Here is a 22,402-nt window from a genome sequence, read left to right on the forward strand (position 1 = left end):
CCTTGCAAGTTAGCGTTAGTTGCCTACATTTAAGATGGGTATTTTTACCGCATATTACTAGTAAGGATGAACGTGAGCTCAAACCACACTGGCCAGTCGCAGCGCAAATCATCATCAATTTCGCGGACATTCACTTTTTCAAAAGTGGGTGTTACAGCACTGTTGATCGCTATGGTTGTCATTGCGGTTTTAATCGCGCTGATGAGCAAACAACAAGCTCTCATAGCAGCCTTAAAGCAGCAGAGTTATTTAGAGGACAATATTCTTGCCACTGAGTCTAGTATCAATCAGTTTACGTTTCAGGTGGAGAGCAGCGCGTTTTCTGGCCCCGCGAATTATACTATTTTAAAGCGCGAGCTACAGGTCACCCTTCAAGGTATATCTGAATACCTCCGCAGTAGTGCAGGTCAAACTATCTCGCCCACCGTTTTATCCGAAAGAGACTTTGCAATAGCAAAAGAAGGATTGAATAGCGCGTCTGCACGGCAGGTCGCGCAAACCACACTAGATTTACTTCATACTCTTATTGAGTTGCCGACAGACGATGCAACTCAACGTATTCAGCAGCAATTTACCCTGCTGCCTATGGTCAATGCCATGCAGGCGGAAGAAAACGCGTTGTTACTGCGTATTAAGGCGTTGCGCAATAAGATGCTTCTCACTACTATTTTGGGCGCAGTCGTCATTGTACTTTGGTATTTTATTGCATGTTTTTTTTACAAAAGTAACGCAAACAAGTCGCCTAAAAAGTTTGGTAAATCGAAGTTGAGAGTTGCCATGGTAGATGACGATAGAGATTTGCAAAACAAAGAGTTTTTGCAGCTAATTAGCCATGAATTCAGAGCGCCAATAAGTGCAATTATCAGTGCTCTTGAACTTATTCCTAACATGGAAGAAGAGCGTACCAGACTAATTCAGCAGGCTGAACAATCCAGCTATCGACTTCTTAATCTTACCAACAACCTTACCGATGTATTAACCAATAACACTGAAGACGACCTGCACTTTTCAGACGTCGACCTAATCAGCTTGCTCGACGAATGTATCTCGCCGTTTTCTGTACGCGTAAAAGACAAAAAAATCGAATTTAATATGCACTGTAGTCACAGTGTGCCCCATTACGCAGAAACGGATCCTGTCGCCCTTTCTAAAGTGGTAGTTAACATTCTTGATAATGCCGTTAAATTTACAGCTAATGGACTTATCGACGTCACCGTTACAACCTTGGTGAAAAACCAAGAGATTTTTCTCGTTATTGTGATTAGTGATACTGGAATAGGAATTGATGAGGCGACGCAAAAGCGCATGTTTGAACGCTTCTATCGCGGCGAACACTCAACTGCCCAACGCTTCCCGGGGGCAGGGATTGGCTTGTCTGTAGCTAAACGCAGCGTTGATAAGCTGGGTGGTGCACTACAGGTAACCAGTACAGTTGGAGTTGGTACGGAGTTTAAAATTTTACTGCCTCTGAAGCCTATTGAGGACCTTCCCACTACAAACTCAGCGCCGTCTAATGCGACCTTCGCCGTGGTTGACGATTTAGAGATATCTAGGCTGCATTTACAATCAATTATTACCAAAGAAGGCTTTAGCGCACGCACGTTTTCATCTGGTGCGAACTTGCTCAATCTGCACGAAGAAATACTCCAGTTTTCAGGCATTATTGCAGATTTGTACATGCCGGGCATGAATGGTCTTGAGCTAGTGAGGACGCTCAAGGCGATTTTTGGTGAACGGGTACCGCCCGTTATTGTGCTGTCAGCAACCCCAGATATTGCCAACATTATTGCAAACAGTGAACTGCCCATCTATCAAAGCTTTGTAAAACCCATAGATAGAAACCGGTTTGTAGATGCGCTCCATCACCTCACAGAAAGTAACGCAAGAGTTGTTGAAACAACGAAAAAGGCCAACGTGTTACTGGTAGAAGACGAGCCCATTAATGCAGAAATGGTGGGGTATATGCTGCAATGTATGGGTCACGAAGTTACCGTGAGTTACACCGGTGACGACGCTATTATTAGAGTGAGTGAAAATGCCTTTGACTGTGTACTGCTGGATATCAACTTACCAGATATCAATGGCTTGGAAGTCGCTAAAATAATGAAAGAAGGTCACCCTGACCTTCCAATCATCGCCCTTACGGCGAATGCTCACAGAAGCGATAAAGAAGCGTCGCTGCAGGCAGGTATTCGATACCACTTAGTGAAGCCTGTCACCTTTCAAGAGCTCAAAAACACCCTACGCCTAGCGCTATAATGCGCTAGGCGCTGCATAAATGCGATATTGATTTCGGCCGTCTTCTTTTGCTTCATAAAGCGCTTGATCAGCACACTCAAGCCATGCCATCGCTCCTTTAAAGTCAGGAGAGAATTGTGCAAGACCTAAACTAACAGTGAAACTTATTGACTCACCTTCGTGTTCTACCACTAAACGCTTTGCTAATTGTCTGATGCGTTCGGCAACTATCTTGGCATCTTCAACCGAAGAGTCATTCAGAATAATGGCAAATTCCTCTCCGCCGTAGCGCCCTGCAAGGTCGGTTTCTCGCACACAGCGCTTAATTAGCGCTGCTAACATCTTAATCACCTTATCCCCAGCCTGATGACCATAAGTATCGTTAATACGTTTAAAATGGTCGATATCGAGCATAAGCGCAGTACTTGGCTTTTCTCGGCGCACACAAAGTTTGTGCATCTCATCAAAGCGTTCCTGCCAGTAGCGACGATTATATAGCCCAGTTAAACCGTCCACGCGGCTCGCTGTTTTCAACTCTTCGTTGAGATGCTCCATTCCACGCTTACCAAGCGCCTGCTCAGTGACATCGTAAACAAGCATACAAAACCGCTCTACGTTGCCGCGCTTATCAACAATAGGGAACATGGTCACATTTTGGTACATGAACTCTGCAGCACTGGTTACAGGGCGATTACAACCAAACTTAAACAAGTAAGGGCGCTGTTCCCAAATAATAAACACCGGGCTCTTCAAATTGAACACAGGGTCGACTTTGGTTCTCAACCACTTTTCCTCTATTTCCGGGAAATGAGAAAAAAGACTGTCTCCAATGATTGCTTCCGCTTTCTTTGCACCGTGGTTTTCAAGAAACTTGTTCCACACTTGAACCTTGAAGTTGCGGTCTAGCACTGCAATGCCTACTTCAATGGAATCGAGAAGCTCTGCGGGTACTTGAGAAGAATTAGCTAAAGCACCGGTGGAAAGTGCGTCTGTTGATGCATTCATATACTTTCCTTGTCTTGTGTGACAGCGTCATCATCGAGCAGCCGAGAATAGATATGGTTCATGGCGTCACCAGGAAATAGCAACAGCAGGTCAAAGGAAATATCTCTGGCCTTAATGGCATAACCTATTTCGATAGCCATGAGCTTGCCCCATCGCTGCACGTTATCACTTAAAAGCGTTGATAGTCCTTGGTGCTGCCCCAGTAGCACCGGATGCGTGTGGCTAAAGGCGACATTTAACTGCTCTGACAAACCGTTTAAACAGGCCCCGATAAGAATATTGGAAACATCCATTAGTGCTTCTAGCGCTAGTTGGTCTGAGGAAGCTGACGGCGGATACTTTAATAGTTCAACGATGTTTTGAGAATTTGTGTCGGTAAAAATGACCAGCGCTTCGCCGCTTATACCTTCACTAATAAAGCCTTTTGAAACTGCCGACACACTGTCGTTACGATTAATTTCCGCAACCGCCATGGACAGTTCGTTGCTTTCAATTAAGTTGACGTTTGGTATAGGCAAATCAATAAATTCACCTAGCAGTTGAGCAAGATTCTCACCCGCGCGCCCCATGGCAATATTGACCATTTCACGACATGCGTCTAATTGATCTTCTTTACTCATCTGGCGCTTGGCTAAAACGGCATTTGAGTCGCTATCGTCTTGCGCTTTTTGTAAGCTCGCACCAGAAGAATGTGTCTCGCCACTGTAAATCCCGTAAGAGGCTAGGATGTGGCTGAGTTTTTCGTTATCAATTGGCTTTCTTATGAAATCCACGGCACCAAGAGCGAGCATTTTTTCTCGCGCTTGCGCTTGTACATCACCGGAAACGACAACCACCAAACAAGGTAGATCCTGCTGACGAATGGCTTCCATGGTTTGATAGCCATCCATTACTGGCATGTTTAAATCGAGAAACACAACATCTCCCTTACCTTCGCGAATAAGCTCAAGGGCTTGCTCGCCATTTTCGGCAAAAGAGATGTCTACATCCCACCCATCAGGTAAACTGCGCGCCATCTGGCGCCTTGCGAAACCTGAGTCGTCGCATATTAATATTGGAGTACTCATGTTAACTCCTTAAATGGCGACAGGGGCTTTAATGTGTGGGTGTGACTGATAGTTTTTAAGCGTAAAGTCGTCGAAGGAAAACCCGAAAATATCCTTAACTTCTGGGTTAATTTCCATGGTTGGGCGCGCAAACGGTTCGCGACTAAGCTGTAGCTCTACCTGTTCAAGATGGTTTGAATACAAATGCGCATCGCCTAGCGTATGAATAAAATCGCCGGGCTCTAAATCACACACTTGCGCCATCATCATGGTCAGTAAAGCATAACTTGCGATATTGAACGGAACGCCCAAGAAAATATCGCCGCTTCGCTGGTAAAGCTGGCAGCTAAGCTTACCGTCTAATACATAAAACTGGAAAAGCGTATGGCAAGGCGGCAACGCCTGTTTACCCATAGCCGCATTTTCTTTTGGAGAATAATTCGTATCTGGTAATACTGCAGGATTCCAGCCGCTAACAATAAGACGACGGGAGTCTGGGTTGTTTTTGATTTGCTCAACTACCTCGGCAATCTGGTCCACCGATGTGCCATCACCGCGATCCCAACTGCGCCACTGGTGTCCATAAACCGGACCAAGCTCGCCTTCTTCGGTAGCCCACTCGTCCCAAATACTCACACCGTGCTCTTTCAAATAAGCGATGTTTGTCTCGCCTTTAAGAAACCAAAGTAGCTCGTGAATAATGGATTTAAGGTGACACTTCTTTGTTGTCACCAAGGGGAAACCTTCCTGTAGATTAAAACGCATCTGATAGCCGAATACACTTAACGTACCTGTACCAGTTCGATCTTCCTTTTTCACACCCGTATCACGTACATGGCGCATTAGAGCGAGATATTCTTTCATCGTTATTCTTATATTTTTTGCTGTTCAACATGGTCTTTTCCGCGCATGTAAGCACGGACTATTAATCCTATTCCTAAAGCTATCATAGGTAAACAAAGAAGTTGCCCTTGGCTTAGTCCCATTTGATATAAGCCAATATGTGCGTCGGGTTCTCTGAAGTATTCAACGATAAATCGGAAGGTGCCGTAACCAAGTAAGAACAAGCCGCTGACCGCCCCTACTGGACGCTTTTTGGCAGAGTAAAGCCACAGAATTATGAAGAGCAGTACCCCTTCAAGCGCAAACTCGTAAAGCTGTGATGGGTGACGGGGGATATTACCCGCGTTGGGGAAAATGACCGCCCAAGGCACATCGGTGCTACGCCCCCAAAGTTCAGCGTTTAAGAAGTTACCTATGCGTCCAGCACCCAAGCCGATGGGTACTAACGGGGCAACAAAGTCCCCTAGTCGAAGGAAGGTCGTGTTCATACACTTGGCGCGCCAGAATAAGGCTGTTAGCACCCCTAAAAGCCCGCCGTGGAAGGACATTCCACCAGCCCAAATTTTGAATAAGTACAAGGGATCGTCGAGAAACATACCAAACTGGTAGAAAAGCACATAGCCTATTCGACCGCCTAATATTACGCCAACGAAGCTCCAGAAAAGCAGGTCGCTTAACTGCTCACGGCTCCAGTTGGTTTGTGAAAGACGCTTTTGTGCCAATAGGTACGCGGCGATAAAGCCCACCAAATACATAAGGCCGTACCAGCGGACACTTAACGGACCGACACTGAAGATAACGGGGTCGATACTGGGAAATACCAGATAACTGCTCTGTTCCATTACTTTATTCAATTCCTAAAATCATTCTAATGCTCACCAACACGAGTAAGCACGCCAACATCGCTTTTAACACACGAACATTTACTCGCTGCCCAAGCTTTGCACCTATGTTTGCGGTAAACATAGAGGTGGCAACAATACCAGCTGTTGCAGGTAAATACACATAACCTAAACTATGTTCTGGTACATCTATCGCATTGTAACCGGCCACAATAAAACTCGTGGTACCAAAAACGGCAATAATAAGTCCGCAAAAGGCAGCACAGCCAATTGCCGCCCGTACATTAACACGAAACCATACCAGCGCAGGTACCAATAATGCACCGCCACCAATCCCCATAAGTGCACTTAGTAAGCCAGCTCCACCACCAACAGTCGCAAGCGTACCTTTTGATGCGTCATTTTCTGAGGCTTTTTGCTTACCAAATATCATCTGCATCGCAATCAAAATAACCAGCACCGCAAACACATCTTTAAGCAGTTCACCCGAAATATGGCTTGCTACCTGTGCTCCGGCAAATGCGCCAAAAGCAATACCTAAGCCTGTGTAAAGCACAACATGCCTTTGAATATTACCCAGTTTGTAATGTGCGAAGGCCGACGACATTCCTGTGAAGATGATGGTAGATAATGAGGTAGCGATAGCGACTGGCATTACGGTTTCAGTGGTCATTCCCATGAAATGTATAAGCAAATACGACAATACAGGAACGATGATAAGCCCACCGCCAATGCCCAGCATACCCGCCAAAACACCTACCACAGAACCTAAAATAAGGCAGCTAAGAATTATTACAACTAATGGATCCATTCCTTAAGCACCTGCTCGGATAAGGCCTCCCAGGCCCTTGGTTTCAAGATATTGATTCAAGTGCACAAAGACTTCTTCTTGGCTAACAGAGGTGAGCGCCAATGACAGTAGTTGCTTACACTCATCCAGCGTGACTTTTCTAATAAGCCAGTTTATTTTTCTTAAGTTAAAGCCGTTCATACTTAGGCGGCGATAACCCATTCCCATCAGCAGTAATGCTCCAGCTGGCTCACCTGCAATTTCACCACAGATAGTTACGGGCACCTGGTTTTGATTGGCTTTTTGAACCACGTCGTAAAGCGCCCCTAATACTGCAGGATGATAGCTGTTGTAGAGCCCTGCCACCCGCGTATTGTTTCTATCCACCGCGAGCAGATATTGGGTCAGGTCGTTACTGCCTACCGAAAAGAAATCCACGTGCTTTGCTAATTGAGGAAGCTGATAAAGTACCGACGGGACTTCTAGCATAATACCTAACTTAGGCTTGGTTAACGTTTGTCCTGACTCTGCAATCTCATCACAAATTTCATAATATGCCTGATTAATTAGCCGCTTAGACTCCTGCACTTCAGATACGGTGGAGATCATAGGCAGCATAATTTGCAAATTGCTTAGGCCTACACTTGCACGGAGCATGGCGCGAACCTGAACCAAGAAAATTTCTGGATGATCAAGGGTAAGGCGGATGCCTCGCCACCCCAAAAATGGGTTTTCTTCATTAATGGGGAAGTACGGTAGTGGCTTATCGCCTCCTACGTCGAGAGTACGCATAGTGATAGGCAATGAAGGCGCGGCCTCAAGCACTTGGCGGTACAGCTTTACTTGCTCTTGTTCTGAAGGAAAACGCTCGCGTAACATAAAGGGGATCTCGGTGCGATAAAGCCCTACACCCGCGCCAATTTGTTCAGCGTTTAGCTCGACTTCAGCTGAAAGGCCAGCATTGATATAAAGAGACATTCTACAGCCATCAACACTTTCGCAAGGTTTATCAGCCTCGGCGTCAATTTTCTCTGCGATGGCCGACTCTTCTTCAATGAGCTGTATAAATTCAGACTTGATGTTACGTTCAGGCGATACAATGACCTCGCCTGAATACCCATCAAGCAAAATCTCTTTGTCTTCGAGTAGTGCTGGCGTGACGTTTTGACAGCCCATCACTGCAGGCACGCCCATGGCTCTAGCCAATATTGCCGCGTGAGAGTTATTTGAACCGCGAATAGAAATAATGCCTTTTAGCTTACCTCTTGGAAATTCGGCAAGCATAGGCGCTGAGACTTCATCAGCTACGAGAATACTGGCTTCGGTTATCGTTTTTTCAGTAACCTTTTTGCCATTCGCTTCATACAAAATGTTGGCAAGAATACGGTCGGATAAATCGACAATATCAATGGCACGCTCTTGCATGTAAGGGTCGTCCATTGCTTGAAAGCGTGCGGCATAGCTTTCTACAACCATTTTTAATGAAGACGCCGCATCCCAACCTTGGCGAATTTTTTCTTCTACTTCCCGCCCAAGGCTGTTGGCATCTAGCAGATGATGATATAGCTGAAAAATGGATTTAACATCGTCGGGAATGCCGTCATCTAACCGCTTCGATAACGCATCGACATGACCTCGCGTAACTTCAACCCCTTTGCGATAGAGTTGAATTTGATCTTGAGGAGATTGCGTGCGCTTTACGACCCAGTTTTTAAGGTTAATAGATTTGTCTGGAGACACTCCCTTGCCAATAGCAAGGCCTGGAGAACCCGCAATACCACGCACATTTTTTTGCCGCGCAGTATTGTCGTTCGAATTTGACAGCGTCAAAGCCCCGCGAATATCAGCATTGGTTATTTCTAACGCGAGCTGCGCAGCAAGGGTGACTAAGAATGCTTCTTCGTCTTCACTGAAGCGTCGCATTTGTGATTGCTGAAGGGTAATAACACCAAGCACACGCCGTTGGTTGATAATAGGCGTACCTAAAAAGGCGTTATAATTTTCTTCCTGAACTTCGGGGTAATGTTTGAATCGAGGGTGGCTATGAGCATTAACGATATTAAGGGGCTCCTCCCGCTGACCTACCAGCCCGATAAGCCCTTCTGAGAAGCCAATGCGTACCTGCTCGACTGCATCGGGATGTAGTCCGTCAGTGGCTTTAAGGATAAATTCTTGGGTGTCGTAATCGGCAAGGTAAATGGAGCATGAATCGACATCTAGGGTCTGTTTAACCCGTGAGGCTAGCCTAAACAACGCCGTATCGAGAGCAGGAATTTGATTCATTTCCTGCACGATACGCTTTAACGTGGTTAACATTGTTCCTTGCTGGCTCTGAGGGCTCACCGGTTTTTCCTTTTTTACTCGCAGTTTACTCGCTGCTTACTCCGCACACCGCAATATTGCACACCTCTTTCTTGCGTACCTGAACTTCGCATACGCTTATCCACGCCTGCGTTTCTTGCCACGTTTGTGTGGCGCTGTGTTTTGGCGCTGTTGAGGCCGATGCTGCGCAGACATAACTACAGGCGAGAACTCTTTCATTACTCGTCTGTATACATCGCGCTTAAACGATACAACGTTTCTTATTGGATACCAGTAACTTACCCACCTCCAGTCATCGAATTCAGGATGACCTGTTTTAAGTACATTAACGTCTCGCTCATTACAATCGAGCTGCAACAAGAACCATTTTTGTTTTTGTCCTATACAAACAGGGTTGCTGCCTTGTCGAATTAATCGCTTAGGCAGCTTATATCTAAGCCAGTTACGGGTAACACTTAAAATAGTGACATCTTTCGGTGTCAGCCCTACTTCTTCGTGAAGCTCGCGGTACATAGCTTGTTCAGCAGATTCCCCTTCATCAATTCCGCCTTGAGGGAACTGCCATGAATGTTGACCATAACGTCTTGCCCAAAATACTTGACCCATTTTGTTGCAAATCACTATGCCCACATTCGCACGGAATCCATCGGCATCTATCACATAGACTCCCGGGCACACTATACTGTTATATGTTTTCATTCTTCCACAAACTATGCTCCAATCATAGTCTTAATATTCGTACCCGCTTTTCAAACAGGAAATTAACCATATTTATGCAGCCACCAGCGTCTCCCCCGTCATCTCCAGATAGCCTTTTAGCTCGTTGTCATGCGATAGCAGGCTTGACGCTTGGAGAGCTTGCGGACATGGCAAATGTAGCCATTCCGGCCAATTTACAACGTCATAAGGGGTGGTCAGGCATGCTGATAGAGAAGTGGCTGGGCGCGAGTGCAGGTTCGAAGCCTCAACAGGACTTTCCTGAACTTGGTATCGAACTTAAAACCATTCCCATCGACGCCCATTTTTCCCCCTTAGAAACCACCTACGTTTGTTTTGCCCCGCTTTTGATGACGCCCGGCATTACATGGGAAACGTCTAACGTGCGAAACAAACTACAGCAGGTATTGTGGCTACCTATTGAAGGTGACAGAGCTATTCCGCTGGCCCATAGGCGGGTAGCAACAGGCTTCTACTGGCGACCGAATGAACACGAAGATGCGGTATTGAGACACGATTGGGAGGAACTGGTCGAGCAAATTGCAACTGGACAGGTCGAGTCGATCACCTCTCGTCAAGGCGAGGCCTTACACATTCGTCCTAAGGCAGCAAACGGGAAAGTGCTCACCGACGCGTTGGGGCCAGAAGGTCAGCGTATCAAAACCCGTCCTCGCGGCTTTTATTTACGTAAAACCTTCACCCATCAAATATTGATAAATGCATTTGGTGGCTAACGCGAACTCAACGTCTAGCACAACACTCTTGTTTATCTTAGCGGCGTGGAGTTTAGGTGTTTAACCAAATACTCACTCAAAAACTTTTCTGAATTTATCCCCATGCGTTTTGCCACGGCTTCAAGTTTAGCGTCGCTGCGCAGCAGTACATTCTTGGCGTACTCTAAGCGGTAGTGGAAAATGAAACGTCTAAAGTTTTTCTTTTCGGTAAGTTGCAAGGCCAATGCGAGCGAGGTGGGGTCGATATCTGCCCCTTTACAAAACTCACTGAGGGTAAGGAAGCGAACCTTGTACGCCTTTGACTCTATGGTGTAGCGTTCTGCTTTAGAAATAATACTGCTAATTTCATAAGGCGTTGCTTTGCCTTCATCTAAGCGTTCGTAATCGAGTGGCGACGGGGACGTCCGTCGTATAAAGGTTAGTGAAAACAGTACAACTAGAATTGCCGTTCCAATCATCAGATGATGAAACCCTTCCCAAAAAGGAACAGGGAAGAAGCCGAATGTTGCGGCCGTCACAAGTAAAATACTCATAAACGCAACGCCAACCAAGCTCCCCATTACTCCGGCAAGCCTAGGCATTTTCAGGTTTTTTATATCCACCGCCTGCTCTGGTAAGTGCCTATGGTACATTTGAATATGCTCGGTAATAAGAATACCTATGAGCAACACGCTAAACCCCGTTAACAGTGATGCTATGTAGGCAGGCCACAATAGCAGAGGCTGACCATGAGGAGACGATGAGAGCCATTGCTGCTTATCGTCTACGGGTATTAGGAGAATGGCGCACTGAAAAACGCCGGTCATCACGACAGGCCACCACAGCCGCTTTCGTGCCGTAGGATAAGCTAACAGCATGGGCTTTATTGCGCGGTAACAACACGTAATCGCGATAACAGCAAATACTTCTGATAGCCCGTAGATATTAGCCAGCCCTGTGGCATTTGCCATACGAAGCCACTCATCCAGCATAAATACAGGCCAGCACAAAAACGCTGCCGTTAGCCAGCGTCCACTGCGTAAATTGACTTTTTGAACGAACAGACGCACAAAGCCAATGGCATAAATGCCAAGCAGTGCGTAAAGGAAATAGTCATTTATGGCTGAGGTCATCAGCGCCCTCCATCCTTGAGATTCGAGTTGCCTTTACCGTGCATGTTTACAGTAACCACATATGCATAGAAAACAATTACCAGTAAACGTCACGTTGCATAGCCACTGTGCGAGTTCGTTCCATAATTCGAATAAGCGTGCTGAGTTTCTCTGCTGTCCATTTACGCACTTCGTCATGGGAGTCTACTTCGGCGTCGTCTATCGACTGCTTTAACATAAGCAGCGCATTCAGCTCATCAATACCAGTGAGCAAATCTAACCACGGTGCGCGAAAATTACCCCGCTCTTCTACAAACAAGTCACCCAGCAGAAATCCACTCCATAATGTCTGCCTAAGCATTACTTCTACAGCGCTGTAATTGGCAGGCCCCATGGTTTTATTTAGCGGCATACTTTGCTGTACAGTTTGCCAACCTTGCGACAGCCAGCCTTTTGCATGATCAAGCACGGGATGATCAAAACCCGTTGCGACTTTTTGCCACGGCTTATTCTGAATAAGACTTATGGCGTGTAGCTTAATGTCTGTGGCATCGTTGTCGAAAAACAGCTTTTCGGGCTCATGAGCCTGCATTAAACCTGTTTGTCGTCCTTGCAAATAGCTTACTACTGCAGGATGTTTGCTGAGAGTTTTGTTAAACATGCTCTTTTTAGAGAGCAAGTAACGCAAACTTTGTAAGTCGTCTTGCCAGCCCCACTTTTGCGCATGGGTGACCAGCTTTTTATGCAGGGCTAGTAGCTCAGGGCACTGCAGAACCGGCAAGTAAAGCGATACACTTTGCAGTAACAAACGTACGCTTTTAGCAACTTCAGCCAGCATTTTTATTGAGCCACTTTCGCAAAACACATGCTCGTGGTGCTGCCAATGCGCCAATGCAGTTTGAACCGCGTGGCTAAATGCTTCTTCCGTGGTGGTTGTGTCTTCAAGCGCAAGGAAATCTGGCAGGTGTCGAACTTTAGCGTTAAACCCGTGAAGTAATTGATATCCCTGCGCCGCTTTTGATACATCACTAAGGCGTACCGGCATGTTGTCGTTTATTAGCACCGCCAACGTAAACAAACTGTTGATATCACCTGACATCAATTCAAGCTCTATTTCGTTGATTGGGGAACTGGCTTTTTCTGTACTTGCTTCGCCACAGTCCAGCACAATCTCAACCACACTTTCACCCACACTAACCACATAGGCATTGCGAGTAAAGTGAGTGCTAAACTGTTTAGATAGACGCGTGTTTTTTGCCGCCACGTCCCAATCCTGGGGCCAAGCGCTGGCTTCAAATAGCGTGAGGTCGGGCCTTGAATTATCAAGGCTCACATTGTATTCCATGCGTTTGTGCAGACCACCGCTGACCACGCCGTTAGTCTTTAGCGTCTGTTCGTATTCACCATTGTTACCTCGAACACGAAAGCCCATTTTATTGTTTTGAAAATCGAGCTTATCGGTATCGTAATAGTCGTTCTCAAGGCGCATTTCACGATGAGAGTTAACCTGAATACTGTTTTTTTCGAAAAGAGGAAGTACACGTTGACTAAACGCATGGTGGGCGTTGTCACCCGTTACAAATTTTAATTCTATTTCTGACATGGTTGCGCTAGGCACAGCTTATGATGCTGACACCTTACCTTTGTCGCTTACTTTTCGCAATGCTGGCGCCATGAAACAAGATGCTTTAATTAGACAAAAGTGGAACAAACTTGCCTTTATCGCGGTCAACCAATACCATCTTCACGTTTTAAATTCTAAAATTGGACTTCATATGATTCGAAAGTGGTTAGCAGCAGCCCTTATTGCATGCTCTTTTCAAGCATTTTCGCTACAAGATACCGCTGATTTAGAAGCGTCTTCTTCGCATTACATAAGAGATGACTTGTTTATCTTTATGCATACTGGACCTGGTCGTAACTACCGTATTCTAGGTTCAATTGAAGCAGGCACACCTATTACTGTGCTCTCCCGCGACAATGATGCTGAATTTACCCAAATTACCGACAACGAAGGACGTAAAGGCTGGGTTGAAAGTAAGTTTGTGTCTAATACCATGTCGCAAGCCGAGCAATTGCCAATCATAAGTGAGAAGCTAGCTGAGAGCCAAAGTGGACTTCAAGCTGCACAATCAGAAAATGCCAAACTTCGTCAGCAGCTTAACGATGCTCGCCAAAAGGTGTCTAAACTTACCACCACAAACGACGAGCAAGCGTCTCAAATTATTCGTTTAACGGCTAAGGTTGAAAGCGCTAATAAAGACGAGCTTGTTACCTGGTTTACTCGCGGTGGCATAGTGGCAGGCGTGGGGATATTGCTTGGTGTAATGCTCACTTACCTTCCTAAACGCAAGCGTAGAAACAGCGAATGGATGTAGTGTAGGTTTTAAAGCTGGACGCTAAAAAACGAAAACGCCGATGTTAGCATCGGCGTTTTCTATTGGGCTCGTTTCGGTAAATGGATTAGGAGTGACAACGTGCAAACACTTTGATGAGTTATATGCGCCTATTATCGTACTGTAAGCACCACTCTATACCCTATTGTCATACGAGAAACATCACCTTGGTCATCATGTGAACCTCGGGCTGTTATCCTCTCATGTGCATAACCCCATTTAAGCTTCGCACAAAGCTTATCAATGAGTTTTAACCCTATTCCAAATCCGCCATCTAACTCACTGATAGTCGGCGCAGATAAAGTCGCTTGGCCTTTTTCGTTAAGCGCCTCTTCTTCAAGGCCGTCCTCTTCGTTGAGCACGGTGAGCGTTGCATCTGAAAGACTTATTGTGACTCTTCCTTGCTGCGTGTGCTGATAAGCGTTTCGAATCACATTTCCGATCACAATTTCGCTCGCCGTTTTCGCCAGCGTTAACTCACAATCGCTCAATTTCAGCTGCACACTCACGTCTTTTCCCGACAACAAATACATTAAATCTTGGCTTAGAGCCTCAACCATTGCTTTAAGGTTAACCTTTTCTTTGGGTAAAGCTGCTTCTTCATTTCTTCCTAACCAAAGTAGAGTTTCGGTCAAATCTGCCATGGTTTTTGAGGCATGATCCACCCGCGCAAGCGCGTTATTGCCTTTAGTATTTTCACTATCGATCACTCTGTGCAGTAATGCCGCGCTACTTCTAATGACGGCAATCGGCGTTCTAAGCTCGTGACTCGCATGGTTAACAAATTCCCGTTCTCGATTTAGGGTGTTGCGCACGTTTTGCAAGCTGCCATGTATCATCCCTGCTAGCGCGTTAAGTTCCTTATAACGAAACTCTGGGATAGGCTTATCGAGCTCTTGTTCATCCAAAGACGCCGCCCACCTCTGCAATGACTCTATGGGGCGAGACACGCTGCGCATAAGAAAAAGCAAGGCGACAAAAAACGAAACCAGTGCAACTACGCCCACAATGGCGCTGTAAATAACATGGTTTATTCTAAAGTGTTTTTTGCCATCAGAAGGTGGCGCGACAAACACTTGGGTAACATAGCGCGATTCTCCATTTTCCAACGGAACTAACACAGCAAAGCGAGCCGAAATAGGACGGGAAAACCAATCAGGTTTGTTGATATCTTTCATAAGTGAAAACGGTATAAAGCTCTCTTTAGAAAAGCTCTGCTTCACTTCGTCAGGCAAACTCTCGTAGTTCGCAAAAACATGTAAATCGAGAATTTGAGCATGCTTGTTGTCATCAAGCTCTGCGCTTTCTGCCGCCCGTATCATGGTATTTCTCAGCATGCCGTCCATACCATCGAAAAAGCTATCGCTGCTTTGTATTGAAAAGAGCACAATAACTACGGCGGCCAAACTTAATAGCGACCACAAGACGTAGCGTCTTAAGCTGATGCGAAGGCCATTTACCACTGATCGTTTCCTTTATTTGTACTTTTTGGTTCCGCGCTTGTACTTTGCTCTGAACTGGACTGTTCTGGTTTAAACGTCACACAAAACCCTGTGCCGGCTACTGCTTTTACCTCTATATTGGCATTTGCTTGTACCAGTGATTTGCGCAGATTGTGAAGATGTACCTTAAGCGCATTACTCTCTGGCGCATCTTCTCCCCAAACCGCATCAAGAAGGCGCTCTCGTGGCATAACTTTTCCTTGTTGCTGTAACAACAATGCCTTTAGCAGCGTAAATGCTGTGGGGCTTAACTTAATAGGCACGTTCTCAACACTTACTACGTCGCTTCCCATTGCTAAACTTACGTTGCCAAAGCGCAGCTTTTTCACTTGTGATGAACGCCTGTGTGCCAGTGCGAAAACCCGGGCAACCAGTTCGGGCATGTCAAACGGCTTCACTAAATAATCATCGGCGCCTTTTTGAAACCCTTCTAGCTTGTTTTCCAACTGGTCACGGGCGGTCAGCATAATAATAGGCGTATCGTTGCCATCTTCCCGCACCCTCTCACATACGCTTAAGCCATCAAGTCGCGGTAAATTAATGTCCAGCACCACAACATCAAACGGATGCTTTTGGATAAGAGACAGCGCGGCTACACCGTTTGCAGCGTGGTCACATACCATGTTTTCAAGCTCTAAATAGTCGATAATATTGCCCGCCAGGCCCATATCATCTTCCACTAGTAACACGCGAATCATTAGCCGTACTCTCCGTTAAAGGTTTAACCAAATGCTTTGCCATTAAACGGCTTACATCGTCATAAATTAACAGTAATGCGGGTATTAATAAAAGTGTGATGACGGTGGCAAACAATATACCGTAACCCAGCGACGCGGCTGCCGGAATTAAGAATTGCGCTTGTACCGACGTTTCGCCCAATATGGGGTATAAGCCTACAAAGGTGGTAATTGAGGTCAACAACACAGCCCGTAGGCGACTGGTACAAGCTTCAATAACTGCCGTTTCCACCGGCACACCTTCTTCTCGCAAAGCGTTGAATCGTGAAACCAACAACAAGCTGTCGTTAACCACCACACCGCTAAGCGCCAATATGCCGTTCAGCGAGAGCAGACTTATCATTAATCCATTCGACCAGTGGCCGATAATGGCTCCGACTATACCAAAGGGGATGGCGGTCATAATAATAAGCGGCTGTACGTAGGATTTAAGCGGAATCGCCAACAACGCAAAAATAGACAACAAGGCTAATATAAACACGCTCTGCATAGAGCTTTGCGTTTCAGCTTGCTGCTCAGCCTCACCGGCAAAATAAAGCGATAAGTCCTGATACTGACGCGATAGCTGAGGAACAAACTCGTTGTTTAAGTAATTCACCAGTTCGGTAGAGGTGATAACATCGCTATCCACCGACGCGCTAACCGTTAAGGCGCGTAGGCCGTCTATACGTACCACCTGTTTTTCTTGTACATCTTGAATAACGTTAGCCACTACAGAAAGCGGTACTACGGTGCCATCGTCCAGACGCACTTGCGTGTTCATTACATCAGACGGATTCATTCTGTCTTGTTCGGGATAACGCACCCGCACTTTTACTTCGTTTTTATCGCGCAAATAGCGCTGAACAATTTCGCCACCAAATGCTTTTAACAGCTGTTGCGATAGGCTTTGCGTATTCAACCCCAACGCTCGTCCTTCGGGGGTAAGTTCAAAGCGCATCATGGCTTCGCCGGGTGTCAGCGAGCTCTCAACTGCATATACACCATCGATATTGTTAAGTACTTCAATAAAGGCATCGTTAGCCGCCGTCAGGGTATCGTCGTTAATGCTTTTAATTTCAACGTTAAACCCGTCGACCATCTCTCGGCGTGAGCGTATTTTTAGACTTTTTACGCCTTCTAAATTGCCAGTTAACGCATTCCAGCGTGACGACAATTCATCAAGAGAATAAGAGGAGTCTTCATCAAGTGAAATGGTGATTGTGCCGCTTTGATCGCCACTCGCCGTTACTTGTAAACTGCTAATGCCACTTTTATCTGCGCCGTTTTCTTGGGTTAATTGGCGGTCTGCCTCTAGCGCATTTTTCTCTAGCAGCATTAAGTTGCGTTCGTTCTGTCCATAGCTGGCATCGCTGTAAAGCGACATATTGGCCGAAACCGTATCGTCCTGCATACTGGGGAAGAAGCTTACTCTTACCGCACCTGTGAGCGGTAGGCTAACCACCATGACAAATAAGGCAATAAACAACAATACAGCGGCATAACGGTACGCTACGGTGACTTTCAACAGGCGCTGATACACGCGGTAATTAAACCACTGAAGTCCACCATCCGCTTTTTGCTGCACTTTGTTCCATACGCCACCTAATCCCCCCCGCGCTTTTTGCTTGGTTGGCAGATGGGCTAAATGAGAAGGTAAGATCAGCTTCGATTCCACCACCGACAGCAACAAACACAAGGTAACGATAGTGCCGAACTGAGAATAAAGCGTACCTAAGCCGCCCGATACGTTCGATAATGCGAAAAAAGTGGCCACTGTGGTTAGTACACCAAACAGTGTGGGAACCGCCACTTTATGGGTACCTAAGATGGTATTTTGAAGCGTATCGCCATGCTGTTTACGCGTGGCGTACACGCTTTCCCCCACCACCACGGCATCGTCCACCACAATGCCAAGGGCCATGATAAAACCGAATGTGGTCATTTCGTTTAGCGTCATTCCCGTATAGCTGTCGGTCATGAAGTACAAGGTGCCGAAGAAGATAAAGGGCAACCCAGCCGCCACCAAAATGCCACGCGTAAATTAAGAAACACGGCGAGAGTAACAAATACCAACACAATGCCCATAAGCGCATTACTGGTAAGTAACGTCAATCGCTCGGTAATTAGCGTGCTTTTGTCATACCAGGTTTCAAGCTCTACGCCTTCAGGTAGCAAGCCTTTCTCGTGCCATGCGTCCACTACTTCGTGAGCCTGCTGTACCATTTTTGTTACGTCACCATATTCATCCATAAGCACCTGGATACCATACCCATTGGTACCGTTGTAACGTGACAAGTGATAGCTGTCATCGGCAAACATATCGCGCACTGTAGCAACATCGCCAACGGTGAGTATGACGCCATTGGTATCGGTAATGAGCGGAATGTTGGCAAAATCTTTCGCCCAGTAAGACTGTTCAGACGCTTTTAAACGAATCACTTTTTCTTTGTTGCGCAAGCTGGTTGTAAGCGCGGTATTCGACTCCTGGTTAACGGCATCAGCCACGTCTGACAGCGTTAATCCGTAGGCTTGAAGCTTACCTTCGTCTATTTCAATAGACATCATAGGGTCGACAAAGCTACCTGCACTGACTTCGCGAATGTCGTCTGTTGCCAGTAAATCTCGCTCTAATTGCTCACCCAAGTATTGAAGCGAAGCGTGATCGACGTCACCATAGAGCTGCACCCAAATAGCGTGCTCTTGTCGGCGTGCTTTGCTTATAACTGGATTTTCAGCATCAGATGGGAAGTTAGAAATACTATCTACTTCGGTTTTGATGTCGTTGAAAAGCGTGTCTAAATCGTATTCGGTTTCCTTTTCTACCTGCACACTGGCGCCGCTAGCGTTCGAGGTAGACGTAATTCGCTTAATCCCAGGGATTGCCTCCAGCGCGGTTTCAATTTTGATAGCTATCCCTTCTTCTGCTTGTTTAGGATCACCACTATCGTATGTCATTGAAATGGTAACAAAGCGTGGCTCCATACTTGGAAATGCCTCTTTGCGGATATCGTTCATGGAAACCAAGCCAAGCACGATAAGGCTGACCATGAGCAAATTGGCTGCTACTGAGTTCTGCGCAAACCAAGCGATAATTCCCCGGGAGTTATTCCCGCTATTCCTATTGCCTTTCGGACTCTCGCCCCCGTCAAACGGCGCGCGGTTTCGATTATTTGTCATCGGCTTGCCCTCCTGTTTGTCCTTCCACCACAGGCAATACTTTGGTATTCACCAGATAGCTGTTTAAAGGGCGTGCAACCACCAGCGCTTGGCGTATTTCGCCAACCTGTTCTGACATGCTGTTGCCGCTAGCGTTACCCGAGGTTTTACCCGCAACATTACTCACAATATCGCCCGTAATTTCACTGTTTTTTGGCGGGGTAATGTAGGCATAACCTTCGCTTTCAAACAAAACCGAAGGCGTGAACTTTGCCAACTGCCCGGTAGATGGCATTACTAACCATACTTCTTGCTTTTGCGAGATAGCAGAAGCCGGCAGTTTCCACACATTGTCGAGAGCTCTTCCTTCAATATCTGCCTGCACAAAGCTGCCGAATAAAAGAGGCGTTGAGTATGCTAACGGCTTTTCAATAACCGCTATGGCGTTTCGCTGACGCGTTGTATCGCTTTGATGCCATTCAGCGCGAACGATATTAGCAACCCAGGTATTTCCTGTAGTGGTATCGGTAAGCGTTACCGGCCAGTTAAGGGAGGCATCACCAGACAACTGCGTTTCATCACCAGAAGGTAGTTGAGCCCATTGGCTAGGTGAAAGACCAATAGCCACTTCGGCAATATCTGCAGAATAAAGTGTGGCGACCGCACTGCCAGCTTGAACATAGCTCCCTAGCGCAATGTCACGGCTGACCACCAATGCATTAAAAGGTGCACGTAACGAGGTAAACGCCAAATCTCGCTTGGCTGAATTTACACTTTGCTCGGCTTCATCCAAAGTGGCCTGAGCCGCCTTTAGCTGTGGCTCACGCAGTACTAATGCCGATAAAGGTTCACCATCAAGCCCTGAACGTGTCCATTCATCTTTCGCTTGAATACCCTGTAATCGCTCTTCTTCTAGACTTACCACAGCCGCTTGATAGGTAGCATTTGCACTTGCTAACGCCTGTTGATAGTTGGTGTCATCAATACGTGCCAATACCGTGTTATTTGCCACTAGGGCACCAGTTTTAAAAGACGAAGATATATCAGTAACTTGACCACTAACCTGTGCGACTAAGCTCAAGCTATCTTGCGGAACAACCTGACCATACCCCTTCACCTTAGCGTTATAGCTGTCGGCGGTTACATCAATAACGCCTACTTGAGCCAGCTGAGTATTGCCGCTTTGTTCTCCCTTTGGGCTGCGATTAGTGGTATTCACTGATGACGTGTCGCTTGCCTTGTTAAGCCTGTTCACACCGCTATCGGCAGTAGGTAATGCTGCTGGCCTTTCACCACCTGCAGTTTTCTTTGCCTGAGCGGCATTTTGTGATTGTTCTGCATTCGCGGAAATAGCGGGAGACGTTGGCTTTGATTCGGCCTGCGGTTTTGCGCCGGGATGTTGGGCGCCCATATTCGTCATGGTATACATAACCGCTAGCGCAATACTTGCAGCGGCGAGTAAGGTTACAATAATTCGTTTGTTTCTCATTGTGACACTCCAAGGCCAAGGGCTAGGCCTAAGTCAATTCGGTTTTGTAATTTCTGGGCGTGCAGCTCAACTGCCTGAGCTTGTAGGTTAAAGCGCGTTTCATATACTGAAAGTAAGTCCAAGATGTCAGCAAGGCCCTGTCGATATTGACCTTCAATGGTAGAGACGCTGCGCTCTGCATTCGCTAACGCCACGTTGGTGTGGCTAATTCGAGCACTCAACGCGGTTTCGCTATCCAGCGCATTTTGGGTTTCCTGTACCGCCGTTAATAACGTTTCGCGATACTGCCACCAGGCATTGGCTGAGGTTAGCTTTGCATCTTCAATTTGCGCCCTTAAAGCGCCCCCCTGAAACAGTGGCGCGGTCATCTGCCCAAGCAAACTCCATAAAGGGTTAGTAAACAAAGCTTGTGAAGGTGTAGAGGCATTATCAGAAAGTGATGCAGACAAGCTAATGCTTGGCAACAAGGCTTTGTAGGCCACATCGACTTCAAACTCTGTTGCTTTTAATGCATAAAAGGCCGCCTGAAGATCGGGTCTACGTGCCAGATCCTGTTTCGGCAAAGTTGTTAGCGGCAATAACACGTCGGGAAAATTAACTTGAGTGTTGAGCTCGTTTAGCGATTGGTTTTGCCTGCCTAAGAGTACGGCCAAGGTGCGCTTTGCTGTTAAAAGTGCATTTTCATATTGGGCAATAGTAGCGCGGGTATTTGCGCTGCTAGTACGCGCGGTATCTAGGTCGTCTAAACTTCCAAGACCGGTGCTATAGCGCTTTAAAATAACGGCTTCGTTATTTTCTAGTACTGTTAACCGAGACTGCTCAATATTCAGTAATTGCTGCTGAGTGAGTACGTCGATATAGCTTCTTACTACGTTAGCGACCAGAGAATCTCTGGCAGACTGATAGCTGGCTCTGGCACTTGCTGCATCTAAGTTTGCTGCACTTATTCCATCGCTGATTTTTTGCCATAGATCCAGCTCCCAACTGACGTTCATGCTCGCGTTATAGCTCTGACTGCTCGAATTAAAGCTCGTACTGGAGTTGGTATTTGAGCTGGTAGATGCACTGCTATTGGTGGTTTCACTTTTTGACGCAGAGAAGCTCGCGTCAACATTAAGGTTCCTATCCGCTTTTGCACTATCAATGGCTACTTGTGCTTTTCTAAGCGTTATTAACGACTGCTGCAGATTAGCATTAGAAGACAGGGCTTCATCAATGTAACCGGCTAAGTGGGGTAACTCTTTGATATCAATGACATCGGTTAACGTCGTGTCCGAATTCAGCAGCAAGGTTTGTGTTGATTCTTGTTGCCGTGCTTGAGACTGCCACACAACGTTGTTACCCGTTGACGACGATGCCGATTCGCTCAACGCTCTGTCATCAGTACTTGTGCATGCAGACAGCAAAATGCAAAGGGTAATGCTATTTACCGTCAGTTTTATCTTGCCCATGACTTGTGCCTATTATTTGGCGCACAGCTTACTTTCGAAGGTCTATGCGCAGCTTTTTTAA

The 22,402-nt window shown here is 46.4% G+C and carries 16 protein-coding genes and 1 pseudogene; 3 read left to right on the forward strand and 14 right to left on the reverse strand.

What is annotated here, in order from left to right; genetic code table 11:
- The first annotated feature begins 66 nt into the window (after positions 1-66).
- Complete coding sequence (locus QME20_RS04290; RefSeq protein ID WP_281715513.1) at positions 67-2,259, forward strand: response regulator; 2,193 nt, start codon at positions 67-69, stop codon at positions 2,257-2,259.
- Here QME20_RS04290 and QME20_RS04295 read toward each other — a convergent pair.
- The 7 genes from QME20_RS04295 to rppH all read right to left on the reverse strand — a co-directional run bounded on the left by QME20_RS04295 (position 2,254) and on the right by rppH (position 9,746).
- A complete protein-coding gene (locus QME20_RS04295; RefSeq protein WP_281715514.1) occupies positions 2,254-3,243 on the reverse strand; it encodes a sensor domain-containing diguanylate cyclase in 990 nt (329 codons plus the stop codon). The two genes, QME20_RS04290 and QME20_RS04295, sit on opposite strands and share 6 nt — an antisense overlap.
- The gene (locus QME20_RS04300; protein WP_281715515.1) at positions 3,240-4,310 is read right to left on the reverse strand and encodes a response regulator; all 1,071 of its coding nucleotides are present in this window, start codon (positions 4,308-4,310) and stop codon (positions 3,240-3,242) included. The genes QME20_RS04295 and QME20_RS04300 overlap by 4 nt, the downstream gene beginning before the upstream one ends.
- A 9-nt stretch (positions 4,311-4,319) precedes the next feature.
- Entirely contained in the window at positions 4,320-5,153 is an 834-nt protein-coding gene (locus QME20_RS04305; protein WP_110288540.1) for a thymidylate synthase, read from the reverse strand.
- An 8-nt stretch (positions 5,154-5,161) separates the two neighbouring features.
- Positions 5,162-5,974 carry a prolipoprotein diacylglyceryl transferase gene (lgt, locus tag QME20_RS04310; protein WP_014978255.1) on the reverse strand — a complete coding sequence of 271 codons (813 nt, stop codon included), beginning with the start codon at positions 5,972-5,974 and terminating at the stop codon, positions 5,162-5,164.
- Between the two features lie 4 nt (positions 5,975-5,978).
- The gene (locus QME20_RS04315) at positions 5,979-6,785 is read right to left on the reverse strand and encodes a sulfite exporter TauE/SafE family protein (RefSeq protein WP_168462872.1); all 807 of its coding nucleotides are present in this window, start codon (positions 6,783-6,785) and stop codon (positions 5,979-5,981) included.
- Between the two features lie 3 nt (positions 6,786-6,788).
- Positions 6,789-9,080 carry a phosphoenolpyruvate--protein phosphotransferase gene (ptsP, locus tag QME20_RS04320; protein ID WP_039224899.1) on the reverse strand — a complete coding sequence of 764 codons (2,292 nt, stop codon included), beginning with the start codon at positions 9,078-9,080 and terminating at the stop codon, positions 6,789-6,791.
- Between the two features lie 123 nt (positions 9,081-9,203).
- Complete coding sequence (rppH, locus tag QME20_RS04325; protein ID WP_049587332.1) at positions 9,204-9,746, reverse strand: RNA pyrophosphohydrolase; 543 nt, start codon at positions 9,744-9,746, stop codon at positions 9,204-9,206.
- Between the two features lie 113 nt (positions 9,747-9,859).
- Between rppH and mutH the strand changes: the two genes are divergently transcribed.
- The gene (gene mutH / locus QME20_RS04330; protein ID WP_281715516.1) at positions 9,860-10,537 is read left to right on the forward strand and encodes a DNA mismatch repair endonuclease MutH; all 678 of its coding nucleotides are present in this window, start codon (positions 9,860-9,862) and stop codon (positions 10,535-10,537) included.
- A 32-nt stretch (positions 10,538-10,569) separates the two neighbouring features.
- Here mutH and QME20_RS04335 read toward each other — a convergent pair whose 3' ends face one another.
- Positions 10,570-11,649: a DNA mismatch repair protein gene (locus QME20_RS04335; RefSeq protein WP_069943707.1), complete on the reverse strand. Its 1,080-nt coding sequence runs from the start codon at positions 11,647-11,649 to the stop codon at positions 10,570-10,572.
- A gap of 76 nt (positions 11,650-11,725) precedes the next feature.
- Positions 11,726-13,231: a CYTH domain-containing protein gene (locus QME20_RS04340; protein ID WP_014948176.1), complete on the reverse strand. Its 1,506-nt coding sequence runs from the start codon at positions 13,229-13,231 to the stop codon at positions 11,726-11,728.
- Here QME20_RS04340 and QME20_RS04345 point away from each other — a divergent pair.
- On the forward strand, positions 13,194-14,006 hold the full coding sequence (locus QME20_RS04345) for a TIGR04211 family SH3 domain-containing protein (protein ID WP_069943706.1): 813 nt from the start codon (positions 13,194-13,196) through the stop codon (positions 14,004-14,006). The genes QME20_RS04340 and QME20_RS04345 overlap by 38 nt on opposite strands.
- Before the next feature lie 131 nt (positions 14,007-14,137).
- Here the strand turns inward: QME20_RS04345 and QME20_RS04350 are convergent, their stop codons facing one another.
- The 5 genes and pseudogenes from QME20_RS04350 to QME20_RS04370 form a co-directional block, all read right to left on the reverse strand.
- On the reverse strand, positions 14,138-15,487 hold the full coding sequence (locus QME20_RS04350) for a HAMP domain-containing sensor histidine kinase (RefSeq protein ID WP_168462874.1): 1,350 nt from the start codon (positions 15,485-15,487) through the stop codon (positions 14,138-14,140).
- Positions 15,481-16,224, reverse strand: coding sequence for a response regulator transcription factor (locus QME20_RS04355; RefSeq protein WP_168462875.1), 744 nt, complete (start codon positions 16,222-16,224; stop codon positions 15,481-15,483). The genes QME20_RS04350 and QME20_RS04355 overlap by 7 nt, the downstream gene beginning before the upstream one ends.
- Positions 16,196-19,422 (reverse strand): annotated as a pseudogene (locus QME20_RS04360) (efflux RND transporter permease subunit). Before QME20_RS04360 ends, QME20_RS04355 begins: the two are co-directional and overlap by 29 nt.
- Positions 19,412-20,890: an efflux RND transporter periplasmic adaptor subunit gene (locus QME20_RS04365; RefSeq protein WP_168462876.1), complete on the reverse strand. Its 1,479-nt coding sequence runs from the start codon at positions 20,888-20,890 to the stop codon at positions 19,412-19,414. Before QME20_RS04365 ends, QME20_RS04360 begins: the two are co-directional and overlap by 11 nt.
- The gene (locus QME20_RS04370) at positions 20,887-22,341 is read right to left on the reverse strand and encodes an efflux transporter outer membrane subunit (RefSeq protein WP_168462877.1); all 1,455 of its coding nucleotides are present in this window, start codon (positions 22,339-22,341) and stop codon (positions 20,887-20,889) included. The genes QME20_RS04365 and QME20_RS04370 overlap by 4 nt, the downstream gene beginning before the upstream one ends.
- Positions 22,342-22,402 lie beyond the last annotated feature (61 nt).

Source organism: Alteromonas sp. CyTr2, assembly GCF_947311905.1.
Lineage (GTDB): Bacteria > Pseudomonadota > Gammaproteobacteria > Enterobacterales > Alteromonadaceae > Alteromonas > Alteromonas macleodii.

Excerpts from the sequence above, each read along its gene's own strand:
- QME20_RS04290 (WP_281715513.1), top strand. The coding sequence starts at position 67 with ATGAACGTGAGCTCAAACCACACTGGCCAGTCGCAGCGCAAATCATCA.
- QME20_RS04295 (WP_281715514.1), bottom strand. The coding sequence starts at position 3,243 with ATGAATGCATCAACAGACGCACTTTCCACCGGTGCTTTAGCTAATTCT.
- QME20_RS04300 (WP_281715515.1), bottom strand. The coding sequence starts at position 4,310 with ATGAGTACTCCAATATTAATATGCGACGACTCAGGTTTCGCAAGGCGC.
- QME20_RS04305 (WP_110288540.1), bottom strand. The coding sequence starts at position 5,153 with ATGAAAGAATATCTCGCTCTAATGCGCCATGTACGTGATACGGGTGTG.
- lgt (WP_014978255.1), bottom strand. The coding sequence starts at position 5,974 with ATGGAACAGAGCAGTTATCTGGTATTTCCCAGTATCGACCCCGTTATC.
- QME20_RS04315 (WP_168462872.1), bottom strand. The coding sequence starts at position 6,785 with ATGGATCCATTAGTTGTAATAATTCTTAGCTGCCTTATTTTAGGTTCT.
- ptsP (WP_039224899.1), bottom strand. The coding sequence starts at position 9,080 with ATGTTAACCACGTTAAAGCGTATCGTGCAGGAAATGAATCAAATTCCT.
- mutH (WP_281715516.1), top strand. The coding sequence starts at position 9,860 with ATGCAGCCACCAGCGTCTCCCCCGTCATCTCCAGATAGCCTTTTAGCT.
- QME20_RS04335 (WP_069943707.1), bottom strand. The coding sequence starts at position 11,649 with ATGACCTCAGCCATAAATGACTATTTCCTTTACGCACTGCTTGGCATT.
- QME20_RS04340 (WP_014948176.1), bottom strand. The coding sequence starts at position 13,231 with ATGTCAGAAATAGAATTAAAATTTGTAACGGGTGACAACGCCCACCAT.
- QME20_RS04355 (WP_168462875.1), bottom strand. The coding sequence starts at position 16,224 with ATGATTCGCGTGTTACTAGTGGAAGATGATATGGGCCTGGCGGGCAAT.
- QME20_RS04365 (WP_168462876.1), bottom strand. The coding sequence starts at position 20,890 with ATGAGAAACAAACGAATTATTGTAACCTTACTCGCCGCTGCAAGTATT.
- QME20_RS04370 (WP_168462877.1), bottom strand. The coding sequence starts at position 22,341 with ATGGGCAAGATAAAACTGACGGTAAATAGCATTACCCTTTGCATTTTG.